This is a genomic window from Vibrio sp. DNB22_10_4, from assembly GCF_052879755.1.
In genome coordinates this window covers 188,807-210,770 of the sequence record NZ_JBNNXW010000007.1, presented here as the reverse complement: position 1 = coordinate 210,770, position 21,964 = coordinate 188,807, and the positions used below count along the sequence as shown (strand labels likewise).

The following is a 21,964-nucleotide window of genomic DNA, read 5'->3' as shown; positions in this document are numbered from 1 at the left end:
ACCTTCCTCACGACTGAAAGTGCTTTACAACCCGAAGGCCTTCTTCACACACGCGGCATGGCTGCATCAGGCTTGCGCCCATTGTGCAATATTCCCCACTGCTGCCTCCCGTAGGAGTCTGGACCGTGTCTCAGTTCCAGTGTGGCTGATCATCCTCTCAGACCAGCTAGGGATCGTCGCCTTGGTGAGCCATTACCTCACCAACTAGCTAATCCCACCTGGGCTAATCTTGACGCGAGAGGTCCGAAGATCCCCCTCTTTGGCCCGAAGGCATTATGCGGTATTAGCCATCGTTTCCAATGGTTATCCCCCACATCAAGGCATATTCCCAGGCATTACTCACCCGTCCGCCGCTCGACGCCGTTAACGTCACCCGAAGGGTCAGTTAACTCGTTTCCGCTCGACTTGCATGTGTTAGGCCTGCCGCCAGCGTTCAATCTGAGCCATGATCAAACTCTTCAATTTAAGATTTTGTCGGCTCAATGAATACTGACTTTAAACTACATAAGTAATTCAAAGCTATTATCGTTCCAACAGAACGATAATGAATTGACTGTGCCAAGTCTTTCGACTTGATTGGTCACTCAGTTCATTGAAAACCTAATTTGATACCGAGGTATCTAATTTGATTATCATCAACGAGTGCCCACACAGATTGATAGGTTTATATTGTTAAAGAGCTTGTTTCGAAGCTTGCTTCAAAACGGACGGCCATTTTAGCGAGATAAGCTTTAGTGTCAACCACTTTTTTCAACTTATTTTGCTTGGCTTCCTCAGAAGCTTTTGACCTTCTGACTCGTTGGAGATTTCTCTCTCCGTTCCCGTGTCAGCGAGGTGGCATTATAGAGATCGCCATTCACTTGGCAAGCGCTAATTTGCACTAAATTCGCTTTTTCTTTCCATTCGCACACAAATGAATCAGAACGCCCAAAAAAGACACAAAAAAGGGGAGTAACCTCCCCTTTTATTTGCCAAAACGCTAGTAACAGCTATTGGCCAACCGCAATTTTGTCGTTATTGACGATTAGTTTGACCGGTTTAGTGGGATCCACCTTACCTGCTAGTATCTCTTTAGCGAGTGGGTTCTCTATACTTTGCTGAATTGCTCGTTTTAGAGGTCTAGCTCCGTATACCGGGTCATAGCCCACTTTCGCAATGTAATCGAGAGCTGTATCTGCCACGACTAACGAGTAGCCACTGTCTTCCATGCGCTTACCTAAACGCTCAAGCTGAATGCTAGCAATCGACTTAATGTGTTGCTGACCTAGTGGGTGGAATACCACACTTTCATCCACACGGTTTAAGAACTCAGGTCTAAAGTGAGACGTCACTACATCCATCACTTCTCGCTTAATGCCTTCATAATCGAGAACTTGGAAATTCTCTTGGATTCTCGACGACCCTAAGTTCGACGTCATGATGACGACAGTGTTTCTGAAATCCACCGTGCGACCTTGTCCATCGGTAAGGCGACCATCATCTAATACTTGTAGAAGAATATTAAAGACATCTGGATGCGCTTTTTCTACCTCATCAAGTAAGATCACCGAATATGGCTTACGTCTCACCGCTTCCGTTAAATAGCCACCTTCTTCATAGCCAACATAACCAGGAGGAGCACCGACTAGGCGCGCCACCGAATGTTTCTCCATGAACTCAGACATGTCGATACGCACCATGGCATCTTCACTGTCGAACATAAAGTTGGCGAGCGTTTTGCACAGCTCAGTTTTACCCACACCTGTCGGACCTAAGAATAAGAACGAACCAATAGGCTTATTCGGGTCGGCAAGGCCTGCACGACTACGACGAATCGCATCGGAAACCGCTTCCACCGCTTCCGCTTGACCAATGACGCGTTTATGTAGAACCTCTTCCATACGAAGCAGTTTGTCTTTTTCTGCTTCTAGCATCTTAGATACAGGAATACCGGTTTGCTTCGACAATACTTCTGCAATTTCAGCGTCTGTCACTTTGTTACGAAGCAGGCTCATCTCTTGCATCTCAGCTTGCGTCGCTAGGTCTAGTTGTTTCTCTAGCTCTGGGATACGCCCATATTGAAGCTCAGACATACGGTTTAGATCACCAGCACGTCTTGCCACATCCATATCCAATCTTGCTTGTTCTAACTCAGCTTTAATATGTTGCGTACCCGAAAGCGCCGCTTTTTCTGCATTCCATACTTCTTCAAGCTCAGCATAGTCACGCTCTTTAGTGTGCAGCTCTTCATTTAAGGCAGAGAGACGCTTACTACTTGCATCATCCGACTCGTTTTTCAGTGCTTGCTGCTCTATTTTAAGCTGGATGATTTTACGCTCAAGCTTATCTAATGACTCTGGCTTAGAATCAATTTGCAGACGAATGCTTGAAGCGGCTTCGTCAATAAGATCAATCGCCTTATCAGGTAGCTGTCTATCGGTTACGTAACGATGGGAAAGACTGGCCGCCGCAACAATCGCTGGGTCCGTGATTTCCACGTGATGATGCAATTCGTAACGTTCTTTCAATCCACGAAGAATCGCCACCGTGTCTTCAACACTTGGCTCATCTACCAGCACTTTTTGGAATCGTCTCTCAAGTGCAGCATCTTTCTCTATATATTGACGATATTCGTCTAGAGTAGTCGCGCCAACACAATGCAGATCACCTCGGGCAAGCGCTGGTTTGAGCATATTGCCGGCATCCATTGAACCTTCGCCTTTACCCGCCCCAACCATGGTGTGCAGTTCATCGATAAATAGAATGATGTTGCCTTCTTCCTTGGCAAGCTCATTGAGTACCGATTTCAAACGTTCTTCAAATTCACCACGATATTTAGCGCCAGCCACCAAAGAGCCCATATCAAGGGAAAGAACTCGGCGACCACGTAAGCCTTCCGGTACTTCATTATTGATAATGCGTTGAGCTAACCCTTCAACAATGGCGGTTTTACCCACACCAGGCTCACCAATAATGACCGGGTTATTTTTGGTACGGCGCTGCAATACTTGAATCGTTCGTCGGATCTCATCGTCACGACCAATCACCGGATCAAGTTTGCCCTGCTCAGCACGTTCGGTAAGATCAATAGTGAACTTTTCTAGCGCTTGGCGTTTTTCTTCTGCGTTTGGGTCATCAACCTTTTGACCGCCACGAATCTGCTCAATGGCTTGGTTGATTTTCGCTTCCGTAAGACCTTGCTGTTTAAGCAGTTGTCCTAATGCGCCTTTGTCTTCGATAGCCGCAAGCAAGAAAATCTCAGATGAGATATACGAATCTTGGCGTTTTTGAGCCACCTTATCACATAGGTTGAAGAGCTGACCCATTGAACTAGATAGCTGAACGTCACCACCTACGCCTGTCACTTTTGGAAGCTTATCCAATAGCTCGGCCAGTTTTGAACGTAAATGAACCACATCGACGTTCAACATTGTCAGCAATGGACGAATAGAGCTTCCCTCTTGGTTAAGCAAAGCAACCATGAGATGGACAGGTTCAATATATTGATGGTCTCGCCCTAGAGCTAGAGACTGAGCATCAGAAATAGCGACTTGGAATTTGCTAGTAAATCGATCTAAGCGCACAGCAACCCCCTTTAATTACATACGGCTTGATATGCAAATAAGATGGTTACTCACATTGAGGATTTCAAGAGTGGAAATAGAAAATCAGGCGTTGATCCAAATAAAGCTCGCCATACGGCCAGTTTGCCCATCGCGTCGATAAGAATAAAAGCGAGTAGGATCCTTGAAGGTACATAGCCCGCTCTGAGTAACTGAATTGACTCCAAGTGACTTGAGCTTCATCTCAGCAATCGATGCTAGATCCGCCAGCCACTTACCTGATGACGAGTGGGGTTTGAATGCAATAGCGTATTCAGAATGACTTGCACAAAATGCCTCACGAACATCCTCACCGACCTCAAAACTATCAAAGCCAATGGCAGGGCCAATCCAAGCTTGCAGCTCAGTCTCGAAAAGAGACACTGCATTTTCAACAATACCATCAGCAAGGCCGCGCCAGCCGGCATGAACAGCAGCAACGGCAGTGCCGTCTTTAGCCGCTAGCAAAATCGGCAAACAGTCCGCGGTCATTGCACTGAGCACGACACCTGGCTGAGTCGTAAAACTCGCATCGGCATCGATAACGACATCAGTGGGAGTCGCAATATTGGCAACCACAGTAGAGTGGGTTTGATTAAGCCAAACTGGCGCGGTTGGCATGTTCGCTAACGTAGCTAGTTGAGCTCTATTCGCTTCAACATCCGCAGGGTTATCACTGACATGCATCCCTAGATTCAACCCAGAAAACGGCGCTTTTGATACACCGCCTTCTCGAGTTGAAGTCACCGCACTCACATTCGGTGCGGTGTGCCAATTTGGCTTAAGAGTCGACATTAATAGTCTTCTTCTTTATTTAGCTTAGTGTCTTCGCGAAGCGCTTCTGCCATTGCCACCATATCGTCAGGCACTGGTGCATGGAACTCCATCTCTTCGCCAGTCACTGGGTGAGCAAACCTCAACATTACCGCGTGCAGCGCTTGACGATCGAAACTACGGATCATATCCGTTAGCTCTTCACTTGCACCGCGCGGGATGCGTGCGCGACCACCGTAAGCGGTATCACCTAAAAGTGGATGCTGTAGATAAGACATGTGTACACGGATCTGGTGGGTACGACCCGTCTCTAGACGCAATCTAATACGGGTATGCTCACGGAAGTGTTCTGCAACACGGTAGTGAGTCACCGCTGGTTTACCGAGCTCATTCACCGCCATCAACGTACGTTTCGTAGAATGGCGACCAATTGGCTTATCCACCATACCACCCGCGGTCATTTTGCCGATCGCAATCGCTTCGTACTCACGAGTAATATTACGTTTTTGCAGAGCACGAACCAAACGCGTTTGCGATGGAACCGTCTTCGCCACTACCATCAAACCTGTGGTGTCTTTATCGAGACGATGAACGATACCTGCACGAGGTACTTCCGCGATAGCTGGGTAATGATGCAAAAGCGCATTCAGAACCGTGCCATCTGGTGTCCCTGCTCCAGGATGGACAACGAAATCTCTTGGCTTATTGATAACAATGATGTCATCATCCTCGTAAACGATGTTTAGAGGAATATCTTGCGCTTCGAAGCGTTCTTCATCTTCTAGTTCAGCTTGAACGGTAATCAGTTCACCGCCCATCACCTTAGTGCGAGGCTTGGTAACCACTTCACCGTTAACCGCAATTTTTCCGTCAAGTAGCCATTCTTTCAGGCGCGAGCGAGAAAAATCTGCGAAGAGTTCAGCTACAGCTTGGTCTAAACGTTGACCTAACTGGCTGTCTTTTACTGTATTTGTTAATTCAATCTGCTGAGCCATATCGAACTTTTTAAAAAACCTTGGGACTAATACCACGAGTGTGGATAATATAGCTCATCATTGTATCTGTTACTGACAAGAAAAGTAATGGAAGCGGAAAAATATTTACGTCAAGGAAACTCGTTCTCGTATGAAACTACTTAAACTAACAGGCTTGCTTTCTATAGCTTTGTTGTTTGGTTGTGCTGACAAAGAAGTCACCGTCCCAGATGTCCCGCCGTCTCAGTTGTATTCAGAAGCCCAAGAGTCACTGCAAAGTGGTAACTGGACGTCGGCCATTGAGCGCCTTGAAGCACTAGACTCTCGTTACCCATTTGGTGCTTACACTGAGCAGGTGCAACTTGATCTCATCTATGCCTACTATAAGAACGATGACCTGCCATTAGCGCTTGCGACCATCGAACGTTTTTCTCGCCTAAATCCTACGCACGAGCGCTCGGATTGGGTTCTGTATATGCGCGGTCTAAGCCATATGGCGCAAGATCGTAACTTTATGCACGATATCTTCCGTATCGACCGTTCTGACCGAGATCCTGAGCCAGTAAAAGCAGCGTTCGCAGATTTCGACCGCTTGCTGAAGCGCTACCCAAACAGTGCCTATGCCGAAGATGCTGCAAAGCGCATGGTAGCACTGAAGAATCGCCTCGCGAATTACGATTTGGCAACGGCAGATTTTTACCTGCGACGTGAAGCCTGGATTGCGGCAATTAACCGCACACAAGAGCTTCAAAAGACCTACCCAGATACTGAAGCTGCGCGTAAGTCACTCAGCATTCAAAAGCAAGCCTACGAAAAGCTAGGCATGAAAGAGCAAGTTGAGCGCACTGAAAAGCTCATAGAACTCAACCCGCAATAATAGATTAAACCTTTAAAAAAGCGCTGTCTTATCAGCGCTTTTTTTGTGTCTAAGTTGGCGAAAATCCGTTTTCATTTATATAGTTATCATTAGATATGTAGTGAAAAAGGAATAGAAGTGAAAGCACTATTACTGGTTTTTGTTTTCGTTGTCTTCTCGCTACCACTGCGAGCACTAGAACTAAGTCCATTAAGCAACACCCCTTATACAGGGGACTTAGACACGCTCACAGAAAAGCGAGTACTACGTGTATTGGTGTCTGCCGATCTCGGTTTTTACTACATCGAAAAAGGGCAACCAAGGGGCATCGGTGCCGAGCAGCTCTATCACTTTGAAAATTACCTAAAGAAAAGATTCCCCAAACTCAAAGTACAAGTCATACCCGTACCGCGCGACGATCTTATCCCTGCACTGGTCAATGGTTACGGCGACCTCATTGTTGCTAATCTTACCGTAACCCCAGCTCGTGAAGCCGTAATCGAATTCAGTCGCCCCATACTCGACAATATCGATGAGCTCATCATCACCAGCGACGACTACCCTACTCTCTTAAGCCCCGAAGACTTAAGTGGCAAAGAAGTCTGGGTACGTGCCAGTTCAAGCTATTTTGAAAGTCTGCAAGAACTCAATAAAACACTCACCGGAGACGGACGCCCGCCTGTATTGGTTCAGTACTTAGAAGAAACATTACAAGATTACGAACTGGTTGAGATGGTCAAACAAGGCTTAGTCAGCGCGACTGTTCTTGATAGCCACAAAGCTTACTTCTGGAACAAAACCTTTGATGATTTGAACATTCACAGCGGTATTCCAATACGTAGCGGCGGACAGATAGCTTGGGCGATGCGCAAAGGTAGCCCGAAGCTTGCAGAGCAAGTTAATGCTTATATCAAAACGGCCAAAGAGGGCACACTGCTAGGCAATGTTATCTATAACAAGTATCTGGAGAACACGTCATGGTTTGCCAAAGCGCTTGATCCCAAAAACATTGATCAATTAGAGAAGCTGGTTTCACTATTTAAAAAGTACGCAGACCAATACGACTTTGACTTCCTAATGATTGCAGCACAAGCATTTCAAGAGTCAAAACTTAATCAAAACAAGGTGTCTCCAAAAGGTGCTGTCGGTATTATGCAGGTGCTGCCGAGCACAGCACGAGATCAGAACGTCAACATAAAGAACATCAACAACATCGACAACAACGTACATGCTGGGGTGAAATATTTACGCTTTATTCGCGATCGCTATTTCAGTGATGATGCCATTAGCGAAGATGACAAAGTCTATCTATCGCTGGCTGCTTATAACGCCGGCCCCGGCAACATATCACGCATGAGACGCTTAGCCGAAAAGCACGGTTACGATCCCAATAAGTGGTTTGGCAACGTCGAACTCATGGCGCGACGCAACATCAGCTCAGAGCCTGTCACCTATGTGGCCAACATCAACCGGTACTTTGTTATCTACAAACAGTTGGAGTCATTGCAGGAGATCCGCGAAGAGCAACAAGCCAAAAATCAAGACATTGAATTCTACAGAGTATTGGGGAGTAACAAGGAGGAAACAGTTAAGTGACAAAGATCACATTTCATTAGTGAGCATTTAATAGACAGCAACTTTTCTTAGGTCGTACTAAGTCGCCAAAAATGGGGAATTTTCAGAACGCTACTCTATCCAAATTAATGACTTTTGGAGGAAAGAAAAGGCTTTTTTACTGTTAACGATACAAAGTTTTGCGATAGATCACATTTAGATTTGGACATCAAAAACCATTACACAAGAGTGATCTAGATCACATTCTTTTCGGTCTGGATGAGTAATCTGGAGTTAACCCATGAGGGATGCAACAGAGGAAAAAACATATGAGAGTAAACATCACTGGTAAAAACATTGAGATCACCTCTGCAATCCGTGAGCATATCGAAAGCAAATTTAAGAAGTTAGAAAAGTGGCAAGTCGACATCATCAGCTGCCAAACTGCTTTCAACGAAGAGCCAAACAAACAGATGAAATTCGAAGCGGCCATTACGGTACCCAAAGGCAAACTTGTCGCTTCCGCTACTCATGAAGATTTATACGCTGCCGTGAACGAGGTTGAACAGAAGCTAGAACGTCAGCTAAACAAACTAAGACACAAACCGGAAGCTCGCCGCACAGAGAAGCCAGAGCTAGCTGAAGTAGAAGAAGTCGAATAATTCGGTCGTCTTAGCGAAAAGCAATTCAATTTAGTCATCATTATATAGCGCCTACGGGCGCTATTTTTTTGCTTGACGCCCCATGCTCCCTTGCTTATTGTGGGGCTTAGCCAATACAAACTGATAAACAACGATTTATGCGCCCAATTATTCTGTTCTTTTTTGACTTCTTTTTTCTCCACTAGGCTTGGAGGCTTCTTCGTTTTCGAAAGAAAAGTCAAAAACGAACGGAAAGCCTCCCAATTGGGAGGCTTTTTTATAAGGATTATTTGATGACCGACACTAAGTATTCTCTTGACGACATTCGCCTGCGACTCAACGAGTTGGATGACAACCTGCTGCAACTGCTATCCGAGCGCCGTCAGCTCAGTATTGAAGTTGCTAAAAGTAAGGTACAGACTTCGAAGCCGGTTCGTGATGCCGCTCGTGAGCAGCAGCTACTCGTCAAGCTGATTAACAATGGTAAAGATAAATACGAGCTTGATGCGCCATACATCACCAAGATTTTTCACACTATCATTGAAGACTCAGTGTTGCTTCAACAGGTCTACCTGCAAAATCTCGCCAACCCAGACCAGAGCAGAAAGCCAGTGGCACGCGTCGCATTCTTAGGCGCCAAAGGCTCATACTCGCACTTGGCAAGTCGTGACTACTTCTCGCGCAAGAACACCGAATTGGTTGAGCTTAACTGCGATCAGTTTAAAGAAGTCATCAAAACCGTTGAATCCGGTCATGCGGATTACGGTGTGCTTCCCATTGAGAACACCAGCTCAGGTTCGATCAACGAGGTGTTCGATTTACTTCAACACACGACACTGCATATCGTTGGCGAAATCACCCAACCGATTGAACATTGTCTTGTTGCAACCAAAGAGCTTCGTCTCGAAAACATCAAAACGCTCTATTCACACCCACAGCCGCATCAGCAATGTAGTGAGTTTTTGAGCCGCCTAAAAGGCGTGACATTAGAGTCTTGTGCGAGCACTGCTGATGCGATGCAAAAGGTACAACAGTTAAACCGCGATGACGTAGCAGCAATTGGTCATGCCGCAAGCGGTAAACTTTATGGCTTGCAATCTATTCAAGGCAATATTGCTAACCAAACAGAAAACCATACGCGCTTTATTATCGTGGCGAGAAAGCCTGTCGAAGTGTCTGCACAAATTCCGGCGAAAACCACTTTCATTATGGCAACGTCACAGGAAGCTGGCTCACTGGTGGAAACCCTATTGGTGCTGCAGCGTTATGGCATCAATATGACCAAGCTTGAGTCGCGTCCTATTATTGGTAACCCATGGGAAGAGATGTTTTATGTCGATGTAGAAGGCCATAAGGATTCTGAAGCGATGAAGTGCGCGGTCGATGAGCTAGTGAAGATCACTAAGCACTTAAAAGTGCTTGGCTGCTACCCTATCGACAATGTCAAACCGGTCATTCCAGACCTGACCGATAAGAAAGACTAAAACAAAAAATCCCTAGGCACGACCTAGGGATTTTTTTATGTCATCTTAGAAAGCGCTGCTTATGTAAGAGGCAAGATTTTGATCTCTACGCGTCGATTGCATTGGCGTCCTTCCGTCGTAGAGTTGCTACAGATTGGAAAGCGCTCCCCCATTCCACGCGCTACTGCGCGGCCGGGGGCAACCTTTTGGCTTACGAGGAAAGCACGAACTTGTTCAGCGCGCTTCTCAGATAATTCTTGATTGTAACTCGCACTACCAGTGCTATCGGTATAGCCATCAATCACTAGACTAGTATCTGGGTATTCAACCAGAATACGCGCCACGCCTTGCAGCGTTTTATGAATATTGCGATCTAACGCGTGTGAGTTGCTGGCAAAGCCAATACCGTTTTCAAGGCGAAGTACGAGCTGGTTGTCACCAGTACGTTCAACTTGCACACCAGAATTTAACAGCTCTTGGCGAAGTGCTTTTTCCTGTTGATCGAAGTAGTAGCCCGCGCCACCACCAATGGCAGCACCACTCGCTGCACCTAACAGAATGCCCTTACTATCGCCCCCGGAGGCGATACCCACTGCAGTGCCTGCAATGGCACCAATTACGGCACCTTTGGTTGCAGAGTTCGTTTCGTATTCACCGGTTGTGGCATTTTGACGCTGCGTTGCCTGACAACCTGCCAGCGTCACAATCCCTAAAGCCACCACTACTTGTTTTAATTTCATATCCATTGTCTCTTGTCGATGCTTCTGATCTAGAAAACAGAACATCATACTATAAAAATTATATTCGCTGTTAATTGAACTTCAAATAAGCTCATTAACAGAGTACGGATATTGAAAAATTTAATGACATGAATAAGGAAGATTTACGTTAGAATTAGGTTGTTACGTTCTCTACATGGATATGTCTGTCATGAAAAAGGTTGTCATTGCCTCTCTTAATCCCGCCAAAATTAATGCTGTAAAAAGCGCGTTTGAGTCGGCTTTTCCGAACCAAAGTTTTGAGTTTGAAGGCGTCAGCGTCCCTAGCGGCGTAGCAGATCAACCCATGGATAACGAAGAAACACACCGCGGTGCAGTAAACCGAGTCAATAACGCGAAGCAGGTCAAGAAAGGTAGCGATTATTACATAGGGATAGAAGCCGGACTTGACGGCGGCTGCACGTTTGCGTGGATGGTGATTGAATCTCAAGGCTTGATTGGTGAATCGCGAAGCGCCAGTTTGATGTTGCCCCCTGCGGTCGTCGAGCAGCTGTCACCCACCGTCGAGCTTGGAGACGTGATGGACAAAACATTTGGTACCGACAACATCAAGCAAAAAGGTGGAGCCATTGCGCTGCTCACACAGCACCAGCTCACTCGAAGCTCGGTGTATCATCAAGCGTTAATACTGGCTTTAATTCCTTTCGTTAACCCCGAGCATTTCTAACCGCCTATTTTCTATCGCTTAGCGATAAAAAGAATGAGCGAGACTCAAAGGTCTCGCTATTTAAGTAATAAGTCGCTAAGCGCGTTCCTGTCGGCGTCCTCAAGACGTTTCACTTCTGCACTGCCACGAGTAATTGTCGCAACACCCACCCCTAACATCTGGCTAATTTGACGCTGAGATAAATCGCCCTTTAACAGCTCACACAAAATATTGACGCGAGCCGTCACCGCTTCACGTTCGTCAGGAGTCAACAAAAGAGTCATTAACTGCGCTTGCTGCTCTGTACTTTGTGAGCGTTGGATCAGGTCGAGAACTTGTTGCCAGTCTTGGTATTGAGGTTCCATGAATCATTCCATTAGATACTTGCAATACTCCATTCTAACCCCAAGCTCGCGCCAATGCCTAGCCCAGGGTCATCAGTAACGTCTTTTCGCCTCAGCATCGGTTAGGAAACTTCCCTGAACACCCATCAGATCACGGTAATAAACCTGGAACATCAGAATGTTCTGAACATAGCCACGAGTCTCTCTAAACGGTATCGCTTCTATAAACGCGATAGCATCTAAATTACCATCGGATGCCGCACGCCAGCGCTTAACGCGGTTGGGTCCTGCGTTGTAAGCCGCAAGCGCAAAAATACGATTATCGTCGTAGTTCCCTAGTAATTCATTCAAGTAATGCGAACCGATTTCAATGTTTTTTGCGACCTGATAAAGCTCGCTAGTGCGCTTGTAGGCAATCTTATGCTTCTTAGCGGTGTACTTAGCCGTAGCGGGCATAATTTGCATAACCCCTCTTGCGCCAACAGGTGAACGAGCCTCCACATCCATTGCACTCTCCTGCCTTGCTAAAGACATAAGAAGATCCTTGTCTAGGTCAAGCTTCTCACCATAAAAGTTAAACCACCATGCATGTGCCTGTGGAAAGCGAAGACTCATGTTGTCCCACATTTTGGCTGAAATGGTTGCGACCACCGTCAGATGATGCCAACGCTTTTTGCCTGCATACGCTGCCAGCATCTCTTTATCTGGTGTGGATACTCTAGACAGCAAAAAGCGCCACTCAGATTTTGCTGCAGCAATTTTATCGCGCGCAATTAACTCTTCGATGCGTGTTAAGCTCGTTTGGTATGGCGCTATCGCGGCGTTATCGAGCGTGGTGGTAGAAATAGGATAGACAATCGAATGCTTGAGCTGAACTGCAGCAGCCGCACTATAGAAATTGCGCTGCCCGACAATCGATTCCAATCGTTTTTCACCCTGCGCTTTATCGCCACGACTGATCTCCGCTCTCGCAAGCCAATACTGCCAGCGACTAGTCTGCTTAGCTTTGTCACTGAGCTTACCAATCCATTGCTCCAACCCCCTCCAATCGGCTTGCTGCACCGCTAGTCGAGCACGGCGTTCTAAATACCCATCGCTGCTAGATTTCGCCAAAATACTGTCGCGCCATTTGGCTTCGCTATCTGAGTCGGTAGTAATAAACCGCATTGCCACGTACTCATTCATCGATTGTTTGAGTTCCGAGGTCAATTGACTGTTTTTATTAAGCGAAGCTAGCGCTGTGCGAGCTTGCTCTTTGTCACTGCGAGCAAGCTTTTGCAAGGCAAGTTCGGTGAGAGTGGAACGATTGGGCTCAGGGAAGTTGCTTGAAGCAAACTTGGTCACCATTTTCGGTGATTTAAACAAACTTTGAATTTGCTTACCTTGCTGTTTGCCCTTGGAAGTTTTGAGCTGTTTATTCAGATAGTTAATCAAAGAGCCATTGCGACGTTGAAACGCCAGTGTCATTCTCTCGAGATCCAGTTCATCGCTGCGCAGCCCCGCTTTGGTCCACGAATCAAATAGAGGATCACAAGCACTATCAACACTGTCACCACTTTTCCACAATGTTTTTGCTCCATCATAGGCTGAATCCGTATCACCTGTTTTTAACTGCGCATAGTGGTAGTGACATTGGTAACGTTCACCACTTGGGTAGCGGGTTTGAAACGAGAGCAAATCGTCCCAACGCTTTTGCCTGGCGAGCTGGTCTAGATAGGGGGCTCGAATGCGTGATGAAAAAGGAAAAGCCTGATGTTTCTCGATAAAACGGTTCACTTGCGATACAGATTTGTCAGCTAACTGCAGCGAAAATACGCGATAATCGACATAAGGTGTTAAAGAGTAATCCGCGATTTTCGGGCGGATTTTGTTGTAACCGTTGATGTTTCTACTATCAATCAGTTCTTGCGCCATATCGTAAGCTGCACGCTGGCGCTCAAGCTTATTTTCGGAGGCTGACGCATTAGTTTCAGAGGCAACCGCGCTACTCATTAGCGCTGGTAAAGCCAAAGTCACGATAGCTCCGCAAGCGGTACTGACGAGCGGCTTCCGGTATCGTTGTTTAGAGTTCATGTAACCGTTCCTTCGATGCTGTAACAGTTGACCAAGAGAAGTATTGTTATTGTTTTCCGTACCGCTATGTCAGCCAGTGTTGAGTGCATGGTCAAACTTCAATTTAAGACCAAATAGGTCAACTTTCCAATGGCTTTGTCATTAAGAATTTGTTTCTGACTGTTTGTTACGCGGCGACTGGGGCCAGTAGCGCATTCGATGTACGCATTCTTCAAAGTAATCTCTGAAGTAAAATTGAAAGGATTCCGCTCGGTGGTGTAAAATAGAAACTTTATTGACTTCAAAATTAGGAACGATCGGCAATGGCTGAATACGTCTATACTATGTCGCGCGTGAGCAAAGTGGTGCCACCAAAGCGACAAATCCTCAAGGACATTTCTCTAAGCTTCTTCCCAGGCGCGAAAATCGGTGTACTTGGTCTTAACGGCGCAGGTAAATCGACACTGCTACGCATCATGGCAGGTATTGATACTGACATTGATGGTGAAGCTCGCCCACAACCAGGGCTTAACGTAGGTTACCTACCGCAGGAGCCAGTACTAGACGAGTCAAAAACGGTTCGCGAAATCGTAGAAGAAGCCGTTTCTGATGTTGTTGGCGCTATGAAGCGTCTTGATGAAGTTTACGCGGCTTACGCAGAACCAGATGCAGACTTTGATGCGCTAGCAAAAGAACAAGGTGAACTAGAATCGCTGATTCAAGCGAAAGAAGGCCACAACCTAGAAAATGCACTGGAGCGCGCTGCAGATGCACTTCGTCTTCCTGAGTGGGATGCGAAGATCCAACACCTTTCTGGTGGTGAGCGTCGCCGTGTTGCTATCTGTCGCCTACTGCTTGAGAAGCCAGACATGCTGCTTCTTGACGAACCAACCAACCACTTGGATGCTGAATCTGTCGCTTGGCTAGAGCGCTTCCTTGTTGATTATACTGGCACCGTTGTGGCGATTACCCACGACCGTTACTTCCTAGATAACGCAGCAGGTTGGATTCTAGAACTTGACCGTGGTGAAGGTATTCCATGGGAAGGTAACTACACCTCTTGGCTTGAGCAAAAAGATGCGCGTCTACAACAAGAAGCGTCATCAGAGAAAGCTCGTCAAAAGACCATCGAGAAAGAACTTGAGTGGGTTCGTCAAAACCCTAAAGGTCGCCAAGCGAAGTCTAAAGCACGTATGGCGCGCTTTGAAGAACTGCAAAGCGGCGATCACCAGAAGCGTAACGAGACTAACGAGCTGTTCATCCCGCCAGGTGAGCGTCTAGGTGACAAAGTTCTTGAAGTGAACAACCTGACTAAGTCTTTCGACGGCCGCGTACTTATCGATGATTTATCATTCAGCATTCCTAAGGGTGCTATCGTGGGTATTATCGGCGCCAACGGTGCAGGTAAATCAACGCTATTCAAAATGCTAAGCGGCACTGAGCAGCCAGATTCAGGTACGATTGATCTAGGTGACACCGTTAAGCTGGCGTCTGTTGAGCAGTTCCGTGACTCAATGAATGACAGTAACACTGTATTCCAAGAGATCTCTGAAGGCGCTGACATTATCAAGATCAACAACTTTGAGATCCCAGCTCGTGCTTACTGTTCGCGCTTTAACTTCAAAGGTAGTGACCAACAGAAGATCATCGGTGAGCTATCTGGTGGTGAGCGTAACCGTGTTCACCTTGCTAAGCTTCTTAAAGCTGGCGGTAACATGCTGCTACTCGATGAGCCAACCAACGACCTTGATGTTGAAACGCTACGTGCACTAGAAGAAGCACTGCTTGAGTTCCCTGGCTGTGCCATGGTTATCTCGCACGACCGTTGGTTCCTAGACCGTATTGCAACGCACATCATCGACTACCGTGACGAAGGTCAGGTTAACTTCTACGAAGGTAACTACACCGAATACATGGAATGGTTGAAGAAGACACTTGGCCCTGAAGCCGCTGAACCACACCGTATCAAATACAAGCGTATCTCAAAATAATCACCCATATTTGAGATAAACTTGTTTTTTTCCTAGAGGGCGCCGATAATAGCGCCCTCTTTTTTTTGTGATTTTGCACCATAAATCAGCGAAATTTACTGAAAATTCACCTTATTTTATAGACACACTGTCTTTTATGAACTGTCACTATGCCTAATAAGATCCGGGTGGTTATCCCGACACAACAAGGAAAGAAGAGAACGCTGCGCCTAGGGAAAAAGCGCACCTATACAGCGATCTTACTTGCTGCGGCTTTTCCTGTTGGCTTGGGTTTAGTTGGCTATTCATATCAACAATCGCAACTCGAACTGACCTCAACTGAAGGTTCATTAGCGAGTCTTAATCAAGAAAAAGCGATGCTCGAGGTGAAGCTGGAACAGCAAGTGAATGAAATGCACGCGCTCTCTCAAGAGCTTGAAGAGAAACGTGATTCATTACAGCTTCTGGGTAAACGTGTTAACGATGTGGAAGCGGTACTTGGTCTTGTTGATGAAGAGCAGTATGACAGTGAGATGCCATTAGAAGAGCGCATTGATGCGGCAGCCATTGATTCAGCAGTGCGCGCGACCATGCTCAGACTCATTCCCAATGATAGTCCGATGACTTATCAGCGCATCTCTTCTTCTTATGGCAGGCGTACACACCCTATTACCGGTAAGCGTCATGTACATAGCGGTATCGACCTAACCTGTAAAACTGGTGAACAGATCTTAGCGCCCGCAGACGGCGTCGTTGAAACCGTAAGACCCAGCCGCCAAGGTTATGGTAACTATCTCACCGTGCGTCACGCCTTTGGTTTTATGAGCTCTTACGCTCACCTACACAAGTTCAAAGCGAAGAGCGGTCAGTTTGTGAGTAAAGGCGATGTGCTGGCCACTTGCGGCAACAGTGGCACCTCGACAGGCCCACACCTTCACTATGAAATCCGCTTCTTGGGTCGTACTTTAAACCCTCAGTACTTTATCGATTGGAGTCCAGAAAACTTCGATTATGTCTTTGAAAAAGAGAAGAAAGTACAATGGGCGCCATTGATTGAGTTGGTTAGTAGTGTGGTTAAGCTTCAGATTAACCTGACCAATGCGCCTTATGTGGATTCATCGATTAAGACCGCTGGCAATGAAGAAGTCGACGCGATAGACACCGAACAAACCAATTAAAAAAACGCAGCTAACTCGCTGCGTTTTTTCTATCTCATTCACTCGATATATTTAGTCAACTAGCCACGATGAATCGCATCATTCGCCTGCTTGAGCAAGTTCTGGCTCTCAGACATAAATTGCTGTGAGTAATCACCAAACCAATCGCTGACCTCATTAAACTCTGTCACGAACTGGGCTTTGTCCTTGCTGTCGAGCAGCGCTAACGCTTCGCCGAACTGTTTGTGGAAACACTTAATCATCTCAATGTTTTCATCCGACGACATAATAATATCACCGTAAAGCGTTGGATCTTGAGCAAACAGTCTGCCGACCATAGCAAGCTCAAGGCGGTAGATAGGTGAACTTAGTTTCACCAAAGTATCAAGATCTGGGTTCTGCTGGCTTAGGTGACGGCCGTATGCGAACGAGGTGAAGTGACGTAGTGCCTGGATAAGCGTCATGCCTTTGTCGTGCTGCTCTGCAGAGATCTGGCATAGACTTGCGCCCCAAATTTTAAACTGCTCAAGCAGCCATTGGTACTCTGTGTCTTGTCTACCATCACAGTAAACAATAACCTGCTTAGCAAGACTTGGAACGTCTGGACCAAACATTGGGTGCAGACCTACAACAGGACCTTGGTGAACGTTAAGCATGGCATTGAGTGGCTTAGACTTAACTGACGTTAAATCACACAAAATGCAATCTTCTGGCAGGTTACCAAGCTTCTCAATCACCCCTTCTGTTAGGTGAATGGGCACCGTCACTACCACTAGACCGGCATTGTCTAAGATCTCGTCGGCGCGATCCCAATCTTGGCTGCCAAGTACTTTTACTTGATAGCCAGACAAGGTAAACATACGACCAAACAAGCCACCCAACTGTCCTTTACCACCAACAATCACAACCGAGCGCAATTCTGGGTTGAGGCACTTGAAGCCTGAGTCCTTTTCACTGGCGTAAGACTCTCGCATAGTGCGGCGTAGGATGTCCTCTATAAGTTGCGGCGGCACACCCTTTTTTGCCGCTTCTTCACGGCGAGAGGCCAGCATGGCTGCTTCTCTGTCAGGGGCATAGATGGGTAAGCCATGTCGGCTCTTTACTTCACCAACTTGCTCCACAAGAGATAGACGCTTTGCCAAAAGCTCAAGCATCTGCTTATCAACGTCATCGATTTGGTCACGCAATGCGTTCAGTTCAGCAGCCATGGATGTCATTATTCCTTAATACGATTTTCCAAGAATGGGACAAGCTCAGTATGAGCATGACGTAATAGTGCCTCAGTTGAATCCCAATTGATACACGCATCGGTGATAGACACACCGTATTTCATTTCGCTTAGAGGAATATCGCTACTCTGGTTACCTTCGTTGAGGTGACTTTCAATCATTAGCCCGATAATCGACTTGTTACCTTCACGGATTTGATGGATAACATCTTCAGCAACCAATGGCTGGCGACGGTAGTCTTTACGTGAGTTCGCGTGGCTACAATCGACCATTAGGGATGCGTCTAGGTTCGATTTGGCAAGCTCCTGCTCACATTCAGTCACAGACACTGAATCGTAGTTAGTTTGTTTACCGCCACGCAAAATTACGTGACCGTTAGCATTACCTTGGGTCGTCAATAGTGCTACCTGTCCTTCACGGTTAATACCCATGAAGCGGTGGCTTGAAGATGCCGCTTGCATCGCATTAATTGCGGTTGCTAAGCTACCATCGGTGCCGTTTTTGAAGCCGATAGGCATAGACAGACCACTCGCCATTTCGCGGTGAGTTTGTGATTCTGTTGTACGTGCACCAATCGCTGCCCATGAGAAGGTATCCGCTAGGTACTGTGGGCTGATTGGATCAAGCGCTTCTGTTGCCAGAGGGATTTCCATTTCTGCCAGTTCCACCAGCAACTGACGACCTACATGCAGACCGTGCTCAATGTCGAACGTGCCATCAAGTTGAGGATCGTTGATAAGACCTTTCCAACCCACTGTGGTACGAGGCTTTTCAAAGTAAACACGCATCACGATGTAAAGCTGATCACTCAACTGCTCTGAGAGTGCTTTTAGGCGCTTCGCATATTCTTTTGCTGCATCCACATCATGGATAGAACAAGGGCCACATACAACCAATAGGCGATGGTCTTTTTTATGGATGATGTCAGCGATGGTTTCACGAGAGTCTTGGATGAACTTACGCGCTTTTTCACTAAGCGGCAGTTTTTGTTTTAGTTGTTCCGGCGTAATTAGTACCTGTTCGTCACTGATATTAATATTACTGAGTTCGCTCTTTTTCATCTCGTCACCTGTAAATTTATTTTTACACCGAACTTTTGTCACTTCCACGTTCGGATAAGCTTTAACTGGTAATATACATAGATAAAAAACACATGCAAGCGTAAACTTTAAAAAACACTTAATGTAAACTTAATTGTACACTAACTTATCTCTATTCTGCTTTCACTCTACTATCAGACTTAGAGATGTTCCCCTCCTCTTTATTCGTACTTGGGTTACAATAAAACCATCGAGGTTGAGGTGGTATCCATGGACTTAATTATCTCTCTGCTGCAACAGATGTGTGTGTATCTGATGCTGGCTTATATGCTCAGCAAAACGCCGCTGTTTCTGCCACTGTTTAGCGTAACCAATCGCTTGAGTCATAAATTCAGCATTTATGTGCTGTTCTCTTCATTTTGTATTCTTGGCACTTACTTTGGCCTTCAGATCGACGATGCGATTGCCAATACACGAGCCATTGGTGCAGTAATGGGCGGCCTATTCGGAGGGCCGGTCGTCGGTTTTGCTGTGGGCTTTACTGGGGGGATGCACCGCTACACGTTGGGCGGCTTCACGGATGTCGCTTGTGCTATCTCAACCACCGCTGAAGGGGTAATTGGCGGCATTATGCACCTTTACTTCCTTCATAAAGGCAAGAAAGAGCAGCTATTTAATCCATTAGTGGTGTTCTACGTGACCTTTGTCGCCGAAGTGGTACAGATGCTGATTATTTTGATTGTCGCTAAGCCGTTCGATCAAGCTTACACGCTCGTCTCTAATATCGCAGCGCCAATGATTATTGCCAATTCGGTAGGCGCCGCGCTATTTATGAGCATACTGCAAGATCGAAAAACCATCTTTGAAGAGTACTCAGCAACCTTTTCACGTCGCGCTTTAAACATTGCTGAGCGCTCAGTGGGGATTTTGGTGCACGGTTTTAACTCCGACAACGCCAGTAAAATTGCGCGTATCATTTACGAAGAGACCAATGTTGGCGCCGTTGCCATCACCGACAGAGAAAAGATCTTAGCGTTTGTTGGCATTGGCGCCGACCACCATAAACTGAACCGCCCAATCTCATCACAAAGCACCCTCGACTCGATGAACAACAACGACATCATCTACCTCGACGGTAAAGAAACTCCATATCAATGTTCAATTTCCAAGGACTGCAAGCTAGGTTCGGCCCTGATCATACCGCTGCGTACCGGAGACGAGGTTATTGGCACCATAAAGCTGTACGAGCCGAAGCGTAAACTGTTTTCAACCATCAATATGTCGATGGCTGAAGGCATTGCTCAGCTTCTTTCCAGCCAAATTCTGCATGGTGACTACATCCACAAGCAGACCCTACTCAATCAAGCAGAAATTAAACTGCTGCATGCACAAGTGAATCCGCACTTTCTGTTTAACGCGCTCAATACCATTAGTGCTATTACACGCCGAGACCCAGACAAGGCTCGCAGTTTAATTCAGCATTTATCGCAGTTCTTTCGCAGTAACCTCAAGCAAAACATCGAAACGGTGACCCTCAAAGAAGAACTCGCGCACGTCAATGCTTACCTCACGATTGAAAAGGCAAGGTTTACCGACCGCTTGGAAGTGGATATTGATATCAGCCCCGAGCTACTCGAACAAACCGTGCCCAGCTTTACCTTGCAGCCCCTAGTTGAGAATGCCATCAAGCACGGCATCTCTAATCTACTCGAGGGTGGTTCAATTCGAATATTCAGTGCACCGTGTGAGCAAGGTTATCGGCTGACGGTAGAAGATAACGCTGGCACCTACCAGCCACCTGAGCAAGATCACCAAGGTCTGGGGATGCAGATCGTAGATAAACGCCTACGCAATCAATTTGGACGTGACTCAGCGCTAAAAATTGAAGTGGAAAACCACCAACACACACGGATGAGCTTTATTATTCCAGCGCCCGCAAATTCAGACGATAAAAGGACGGCTATCGCCTCATGACACGGTTAACCGCAATAGTAATTGATGATGAGTTATTTGCTCGTGAGGAGCTTATTGAGCTTTTATCTGAGTTTGATCAAATTGAGATCATCGATCAAGCCAGCAACGCCATAGAAGGTTTGAAGAAAATAAATCAACACAAACCTGATGTGGTGTTCCTCGATATTCAAATGCCACAGATCACCGGCATTGAGCTTTTGAGCATGTTAGATCCAGATACTATGCCGAATGTCGTGTTTGTCACCGCGTATGACCAGTACGCAATCCAAGCTTTCGAAGACAATGCGTTCGATTATCTGCTCAAGCCCGTCGACCCTTGCCGCCTAGCTAAAACCGTCAAGCGCCTAAACAAACGCGATACAACCCAAACAGAAAGCTTTGATCCCATCGCACCGCCTACACTTGATCAAATTCCCTGTTCTGGTCACAACCGTATCGTCATTATTGCCACTAAAGATGTGGAGTTTGCTTACAGTGACCTGTCTGGCGTGCACGTACAAACGGCGACCCAGAAAGCCACCTCGCAATTAACGCTGAAAGTGATTGAAGACAAGACATCTCTGATTCGCTGTCATCGCCAGTTTTTGGTCAATGTGAAGGCAATTAAAGAGATCAAGTTATTGGAGAACGGGCTGGCGGAAATCATTACCCAAAGTGACCATCCAATACCAGTGAGTCGCCGGTATTTGAAGGCGTTGAAAGAGACGTTGGGGTTTCACTAATTCTCTCAGCTAGCTTGCACATTAGCACTTGTTACCAATGTGCCTGGTTAGAAATGTTACCTATGAGCCCGGTCAATATCCAAGGGTTCGTCATTCCACTAGCCGCGCTCCTGTGTAGACAGAGATCTACTCAACGCACGCACCAAGCCTCAGGAAGATTCCTGTCTGCACAGGAATGACGCGCGCTTTAAATCCATTTATCAAAATA

The 21,964-nt window shown here is 46.5% G+C and carries 17 protein-coding genes, 1 rRNA gene and 1 other annotated feature; of the genes, 9 read left to right on the top strand and 9 right to left on the bottom strand.

What is annotated here, in order from left to right; translation table 11 throughout:
- From ACVA6Q_RS16930 to rluD, 4 genes are all read right to left on the bottom strand, one after another.
- Window positions 1-465: ribosomal RNA gene (locus tag ACVA6Q_RS16930) — 16S ribosomal RNA — on the bottom strand; the annotation flags it as partial.
- A 524-nt stretch (window positions 466-989) separates the two neighbouring features.
- Entirely contained in the window at window positions 990-3,563 is a 2,574-nt protein-coding gene (gene clpB, locus ACVA6Q_RS16925) for an ATP-dependent chaperone ClpB (protein WP_446648250.1), read from the bottom strand.
- Between the two features lie 84 nt (window positions 3,564-3,647).
- Window positions 3,648-4,376, bottom strand: a complete 729-nt coding sequence (gene pgeF, locus ACVA6Q_RS16920; RefSeq protein ID WP_446648249.1) for a peptidoglycan editing factor PgeF — start codon at window positions 4,374-4,376, stop codon at window positions 3,648-3,650.
- Window positions 4,376-5,350, bottom strand: coding sequence for a 23S rRNA pseudouridine(1911/1915/1917) synthase RluD (rluD, locus tag ACVA6Q_RS16915; RefSeq protein ID WP_353497904.1), 975 nt, complete (start codon window positions 5,348-5,350; stop codon window positions 4,376-4,378). The genes pgeF and rluD overlap by 1 nt, the downstream gene beginning before the upstream one ends.
- 130 nt (window positions 5,351-5,480) lie before the next feature.
- Here rluD and bamD point away from each other — a divergent pair, with 130 nt between their 5' ends.
- The 4 genes from bamD (at window position 5,481) to pheA (ending at window position 9,864) form a co-directional block, all read left to right on the top strand.
- Window positions 5,481-6,206 (top strand): outer membrane protein assembly factor BamD, encoded by a 726-nt coding sequence (gene bamD / locus ACVA6Q_RS16910; protein ID WP_353497903.1) that lies wholly within the window; start codon window positions 5,481-5,483, stop codon window positions 6,204-6,206.
- A gap of 111 nt (window positions 6,207-6,317) precedes the next feature.
- Window positions 6,318-7,781 (top strand): transglycosylase SLT domain-containing protein, encoded by a 1,464-nt coding sequence (locus ACVA6Q_RS16905; RefSeq protein ID WP_446648258.1) that lies wholly within the window; start codon window positions 6,318-6,320, stop codon window positions 7,779-7,781.
- Between the two features lie 287 nt (window positions 7,782-8,068).
- Window positions 8,069-8,401, top strand: coding sequence for a ribosome hibernation-promoting factor, HPF/YfiA family (gene hpf / locus ACVA6Q_RS16900; RefSeq protein ID WP_112459827.1), 333 nt, complete (start codon window positions 8,069-8,071; stop codon window positions 8,399-8,401).
- Window positions 8,402-8,540: 139 nt separating this feature from the next.
- Window positions 8,541-8,662, top strand: a sequence feature (Phe leader region).
- An 11-nt stretch (window positions 8,663-8,673) separates the two neighbouring features.
- The gene (gene pheA, locus ACVA6Q_RS16895; RefSeq protein ID WP_446648248.1) at window positions 8,674-9,864 is read left to right on the top strand and encodes a prephenate dehydratase; all 1,191 of its coding nucleotides are present in this window, start codon (window positions 8,674-8,676) and stop codon (window positions 9,862-9,864) included.
- A 59-nt stretch (window positions 9,865-9,923) separates the two neighbouring features.
- On the opposite strand, the gene ACVA6Q_RS16890 is transcribed toward pheA, so the two are convergent.
- The gene (locus ACVA6Q_RS16890; RefSeq protein ID WP_446648247.1) at window positions 9,924-10,583 is read right to left on the bottom strand and encodes an OmpA family protein; all 660 of its coding nucleotides are present in this window, start codon (window positions 10,581-10,583) and stop codon (window positions 9,924-9,926) included.
- A gap of 190 nt (window positions 10,584-10,773) precedes the next feature.
- Between ACVA6Q_RS16890 and yjjX the strand changes: the two genes are divergently transcribed.
- Window positions 10,774-11,289: an inosine/xanthosine triphosphatase gene (gene yjjX / locus ACVA6Q_RS16885; RefSeq protein WP_446648246.1), complete on the top strand. Its 516-nt coding sequence runs from the start codon at window positions 10,774-10,776 to the stop codon at window positions 11,287-11,289.
- Window positions 11,290-11,345: 56 nt separating this feature from the next.
- Here yjjX and trpR read toward each other — a convergent pair whose 3' ends face one another.
- A complete protein-coding gene (gene trpR / locus ACVA6Q_RS16880; RefSeq protein WP_353497899.1) occupies window positions 11,346-11,633 on the bottom strand; it encodes a trp operon repressor in 288 nt (95 codons plus the stop codon).
- Between the two features lie 72 nt (window positions 11,634-11,705).
- The gene (gene sltY, locus ACVA6Q_RS16875; protein ID WP_446648245.1) at window positions 11,706-13,685 is read right to left on the bottom strand and encodes a murein transglycosylase; all 1,980 of its coding nucleotides are present in this window, start codon (window positions 13,683-13,685) and stop codon (window positions 11,706-11,708) included.
- 302 nt (window positions 13,686-13,987) lie between these two features.
- On the opposite strand from sltY, the gene ettA reads away from it, so the two are divergent.
- Together ettA and ACVA6Q_RS16865 are read left to right on the top strand one after the other, a co-directional pair.
- Window positions 13,988-15,655: an energy-dependent translational throttle protein EttA gene (gene ettA / locus ACVA6Q_RS16870; RefSeq protein WP_446648244.1), complete on the top strand. Its 1,668-nt coding sequence runs from the start codon at window positions 13,988-13,990 to the stop codon at window positions 15,653-15,655.
- A gap of 149 nt (window positions 15,656-15,804) precedes the next feature.
- A complete protein-coding gene (locus ACVA6Q_RS16865; protein WP_353497896.1) occupies window positions 15,805-16,812 on the top strand; it encodes a M23 family metallopeptidase in 1,008 nt (335 codons plus the stop codon).
- A gap of 59 nt (window positions 16,813-16,871) precedes the next feature.
- Here the strand turns inward: ACVA6Q_RS16865 and tyrA are convergent, their stop codons facing one another.
- On the bottom strand, window positions 16,872-17,999 hold the full coding sequence (gene tyrA / locus ACVA6Q_RS16860) for a bifunctional chorismate mutase/prephenate dehydrogenase (RefSeq protein WP_353497895.1): 1,128 nt from the start codon (window positions 17,997-17,999) through the stop codon (window positions 16,872-16,874).
- Window positions 18,000-18,007: 8 nt separating this feature from the next.
- On the bottom strand, window positions 18,008-19,081 hold the full coding sequence (locus tag ACVA6Q_RS16855; RefSeq protein ID WP_353497894.1) for a 3-deoxy-7-phosphoheptulonate synthase: 1,074 nt from the start codon (window positions 19,079-19,081) through the stop codon (window positions 18,008-18,010).
- Window positions 19,082-19,330: 249 nt separating this feature from the next.
- Here ACVA6Q_RS16855 and ACVA6Q_RS16850 point away from each other — a divergent pair, with 249 nt between their 5' ends.
- Together ACVA6Q_RS16850 and btsR are read left to right on the top strand one after the other, a co-directional pair.
- On the top strand, window positions 19,331-21,034 hold the full coding sequence (locus ACVA6Q_RS16850) for a LytS/YhcK type 5TM receptor domain-containing protein (protein WP_446648243.1): 1,704 nt from the start codon (window positions 19,331-19,333) through the stop codon (window positions 21,032-21,034).
- Window positions 21,031-21,756 (top strand): two-component system response regulator BtsR, encoded by a 726-nt coding sequence (gene btsR, locus ACVA6Q_RS16845; protein ID WP_353497892.1) that lies wholly within the window; start codon window positions 21,031-21,033, stop codon window positions 21,754-21,756. Before ACVA6Q_RS16850 ends, btsR begins: the two co-directional genes overlap by 4 nt.
- Window positions 21,757-21,964: the final 208 nt, after the last annotated feature.

Coding starts and splice junctions, on each gene's coding strand:
- tyrA (WP_353497895.1), bottom strand. CDS start 17,999: ATGGCTGCTGAACTGAACGCATTGCGTGACCAAATCGATGACGTTGAT.
- ettA (WP_446648244.1), top strand. CDS start 13,988: ATGGCTGAATACGTCTATACTATGTCGCGCGTGAGCAAAGTGGTGCCA.
- yjjX (WP_446648246.1), top strand. CDS start 10,774: ATGAAAAAGGTTGTCATTGCCTCTCTTAATCCCGCCAAAATTAATGCT.
- hpf (WP_112459827.1), top strand. CDS start 8,069: ATGAGAGTAAACATCACTGGTAAAAACATTGAGATCACCTCTGCAATC.
- btsR (WP_353497892.1), top strand. CDS start 21,031: ATGACACGGTTAACCGCAATAGTAATTGATGATGAGTTATTTGCTCGT.
- ACVA6Q_RS16855 (WP_353497894.1), bottom strand. CDS start 19,081: ATGAAAAAGAGCGAACTCAGTAATATTAATATCAGTGACGAACAGGTA.
- ACVA6Q_RS16865 (WP_353497896.1), top strand. CDS start 15,805: ATGCCTAATAAGATCCGGGTGGTTATCCCGACACAACAAGGAAAGAAG.
- ACVA6Q_RS16890 (WP_446648247.1), bottom strand. CDS start 10,583: ATGAAATTAAAACAAGTAGTGGTGGCTTTAGGGATTGTGACGCTGGCA.
- bamD (WP_353497903.1), top strand. CDS start 5,481: ATGAAACTACTTAAACTAACAGGCTTGCTTTCTATAGCTTTGTTGTTT.
- pheA (WP_446648248.1), top strand. CDS start 8,674: ATGACCGACACTAAGTATTCTCTTGACGACATTCGCCTGCGACTCAAC.
- pgeF (WP_446648249.1), bottom strand. CDS start 4,376: ATGTCGACTCTTAAGCCAAATTGGCACACCGCACCGAATGTGAGTGCG.
- sltY (WP_446648245.1), bottom strand. CDS start 13,685: ATGAACTCTAAACAACGATACCGGAAGCCGCTCGTCAGTACCGCTTGC.
- ACVA6Q_RS16850 (WP_446648243.1), top strand. CDS start 19,331: ATGGACTTAATTATCTCTCTGCTGCAACAGATGTGTGTGTATCTGATG.
- trpR (WP_353497899.1), bottom strand. CDS start 11,633: ATGGAACCTCAATACCAAGACTGGCAACAAGTTCTCGACCTGATCCAA.
- rluD (WP_353497904.1), bottom strand. CDS start 5,350: ATGGCTCAGCAGATTGAATTAACAAATACAGTAAAAGACAGCCAGTTA.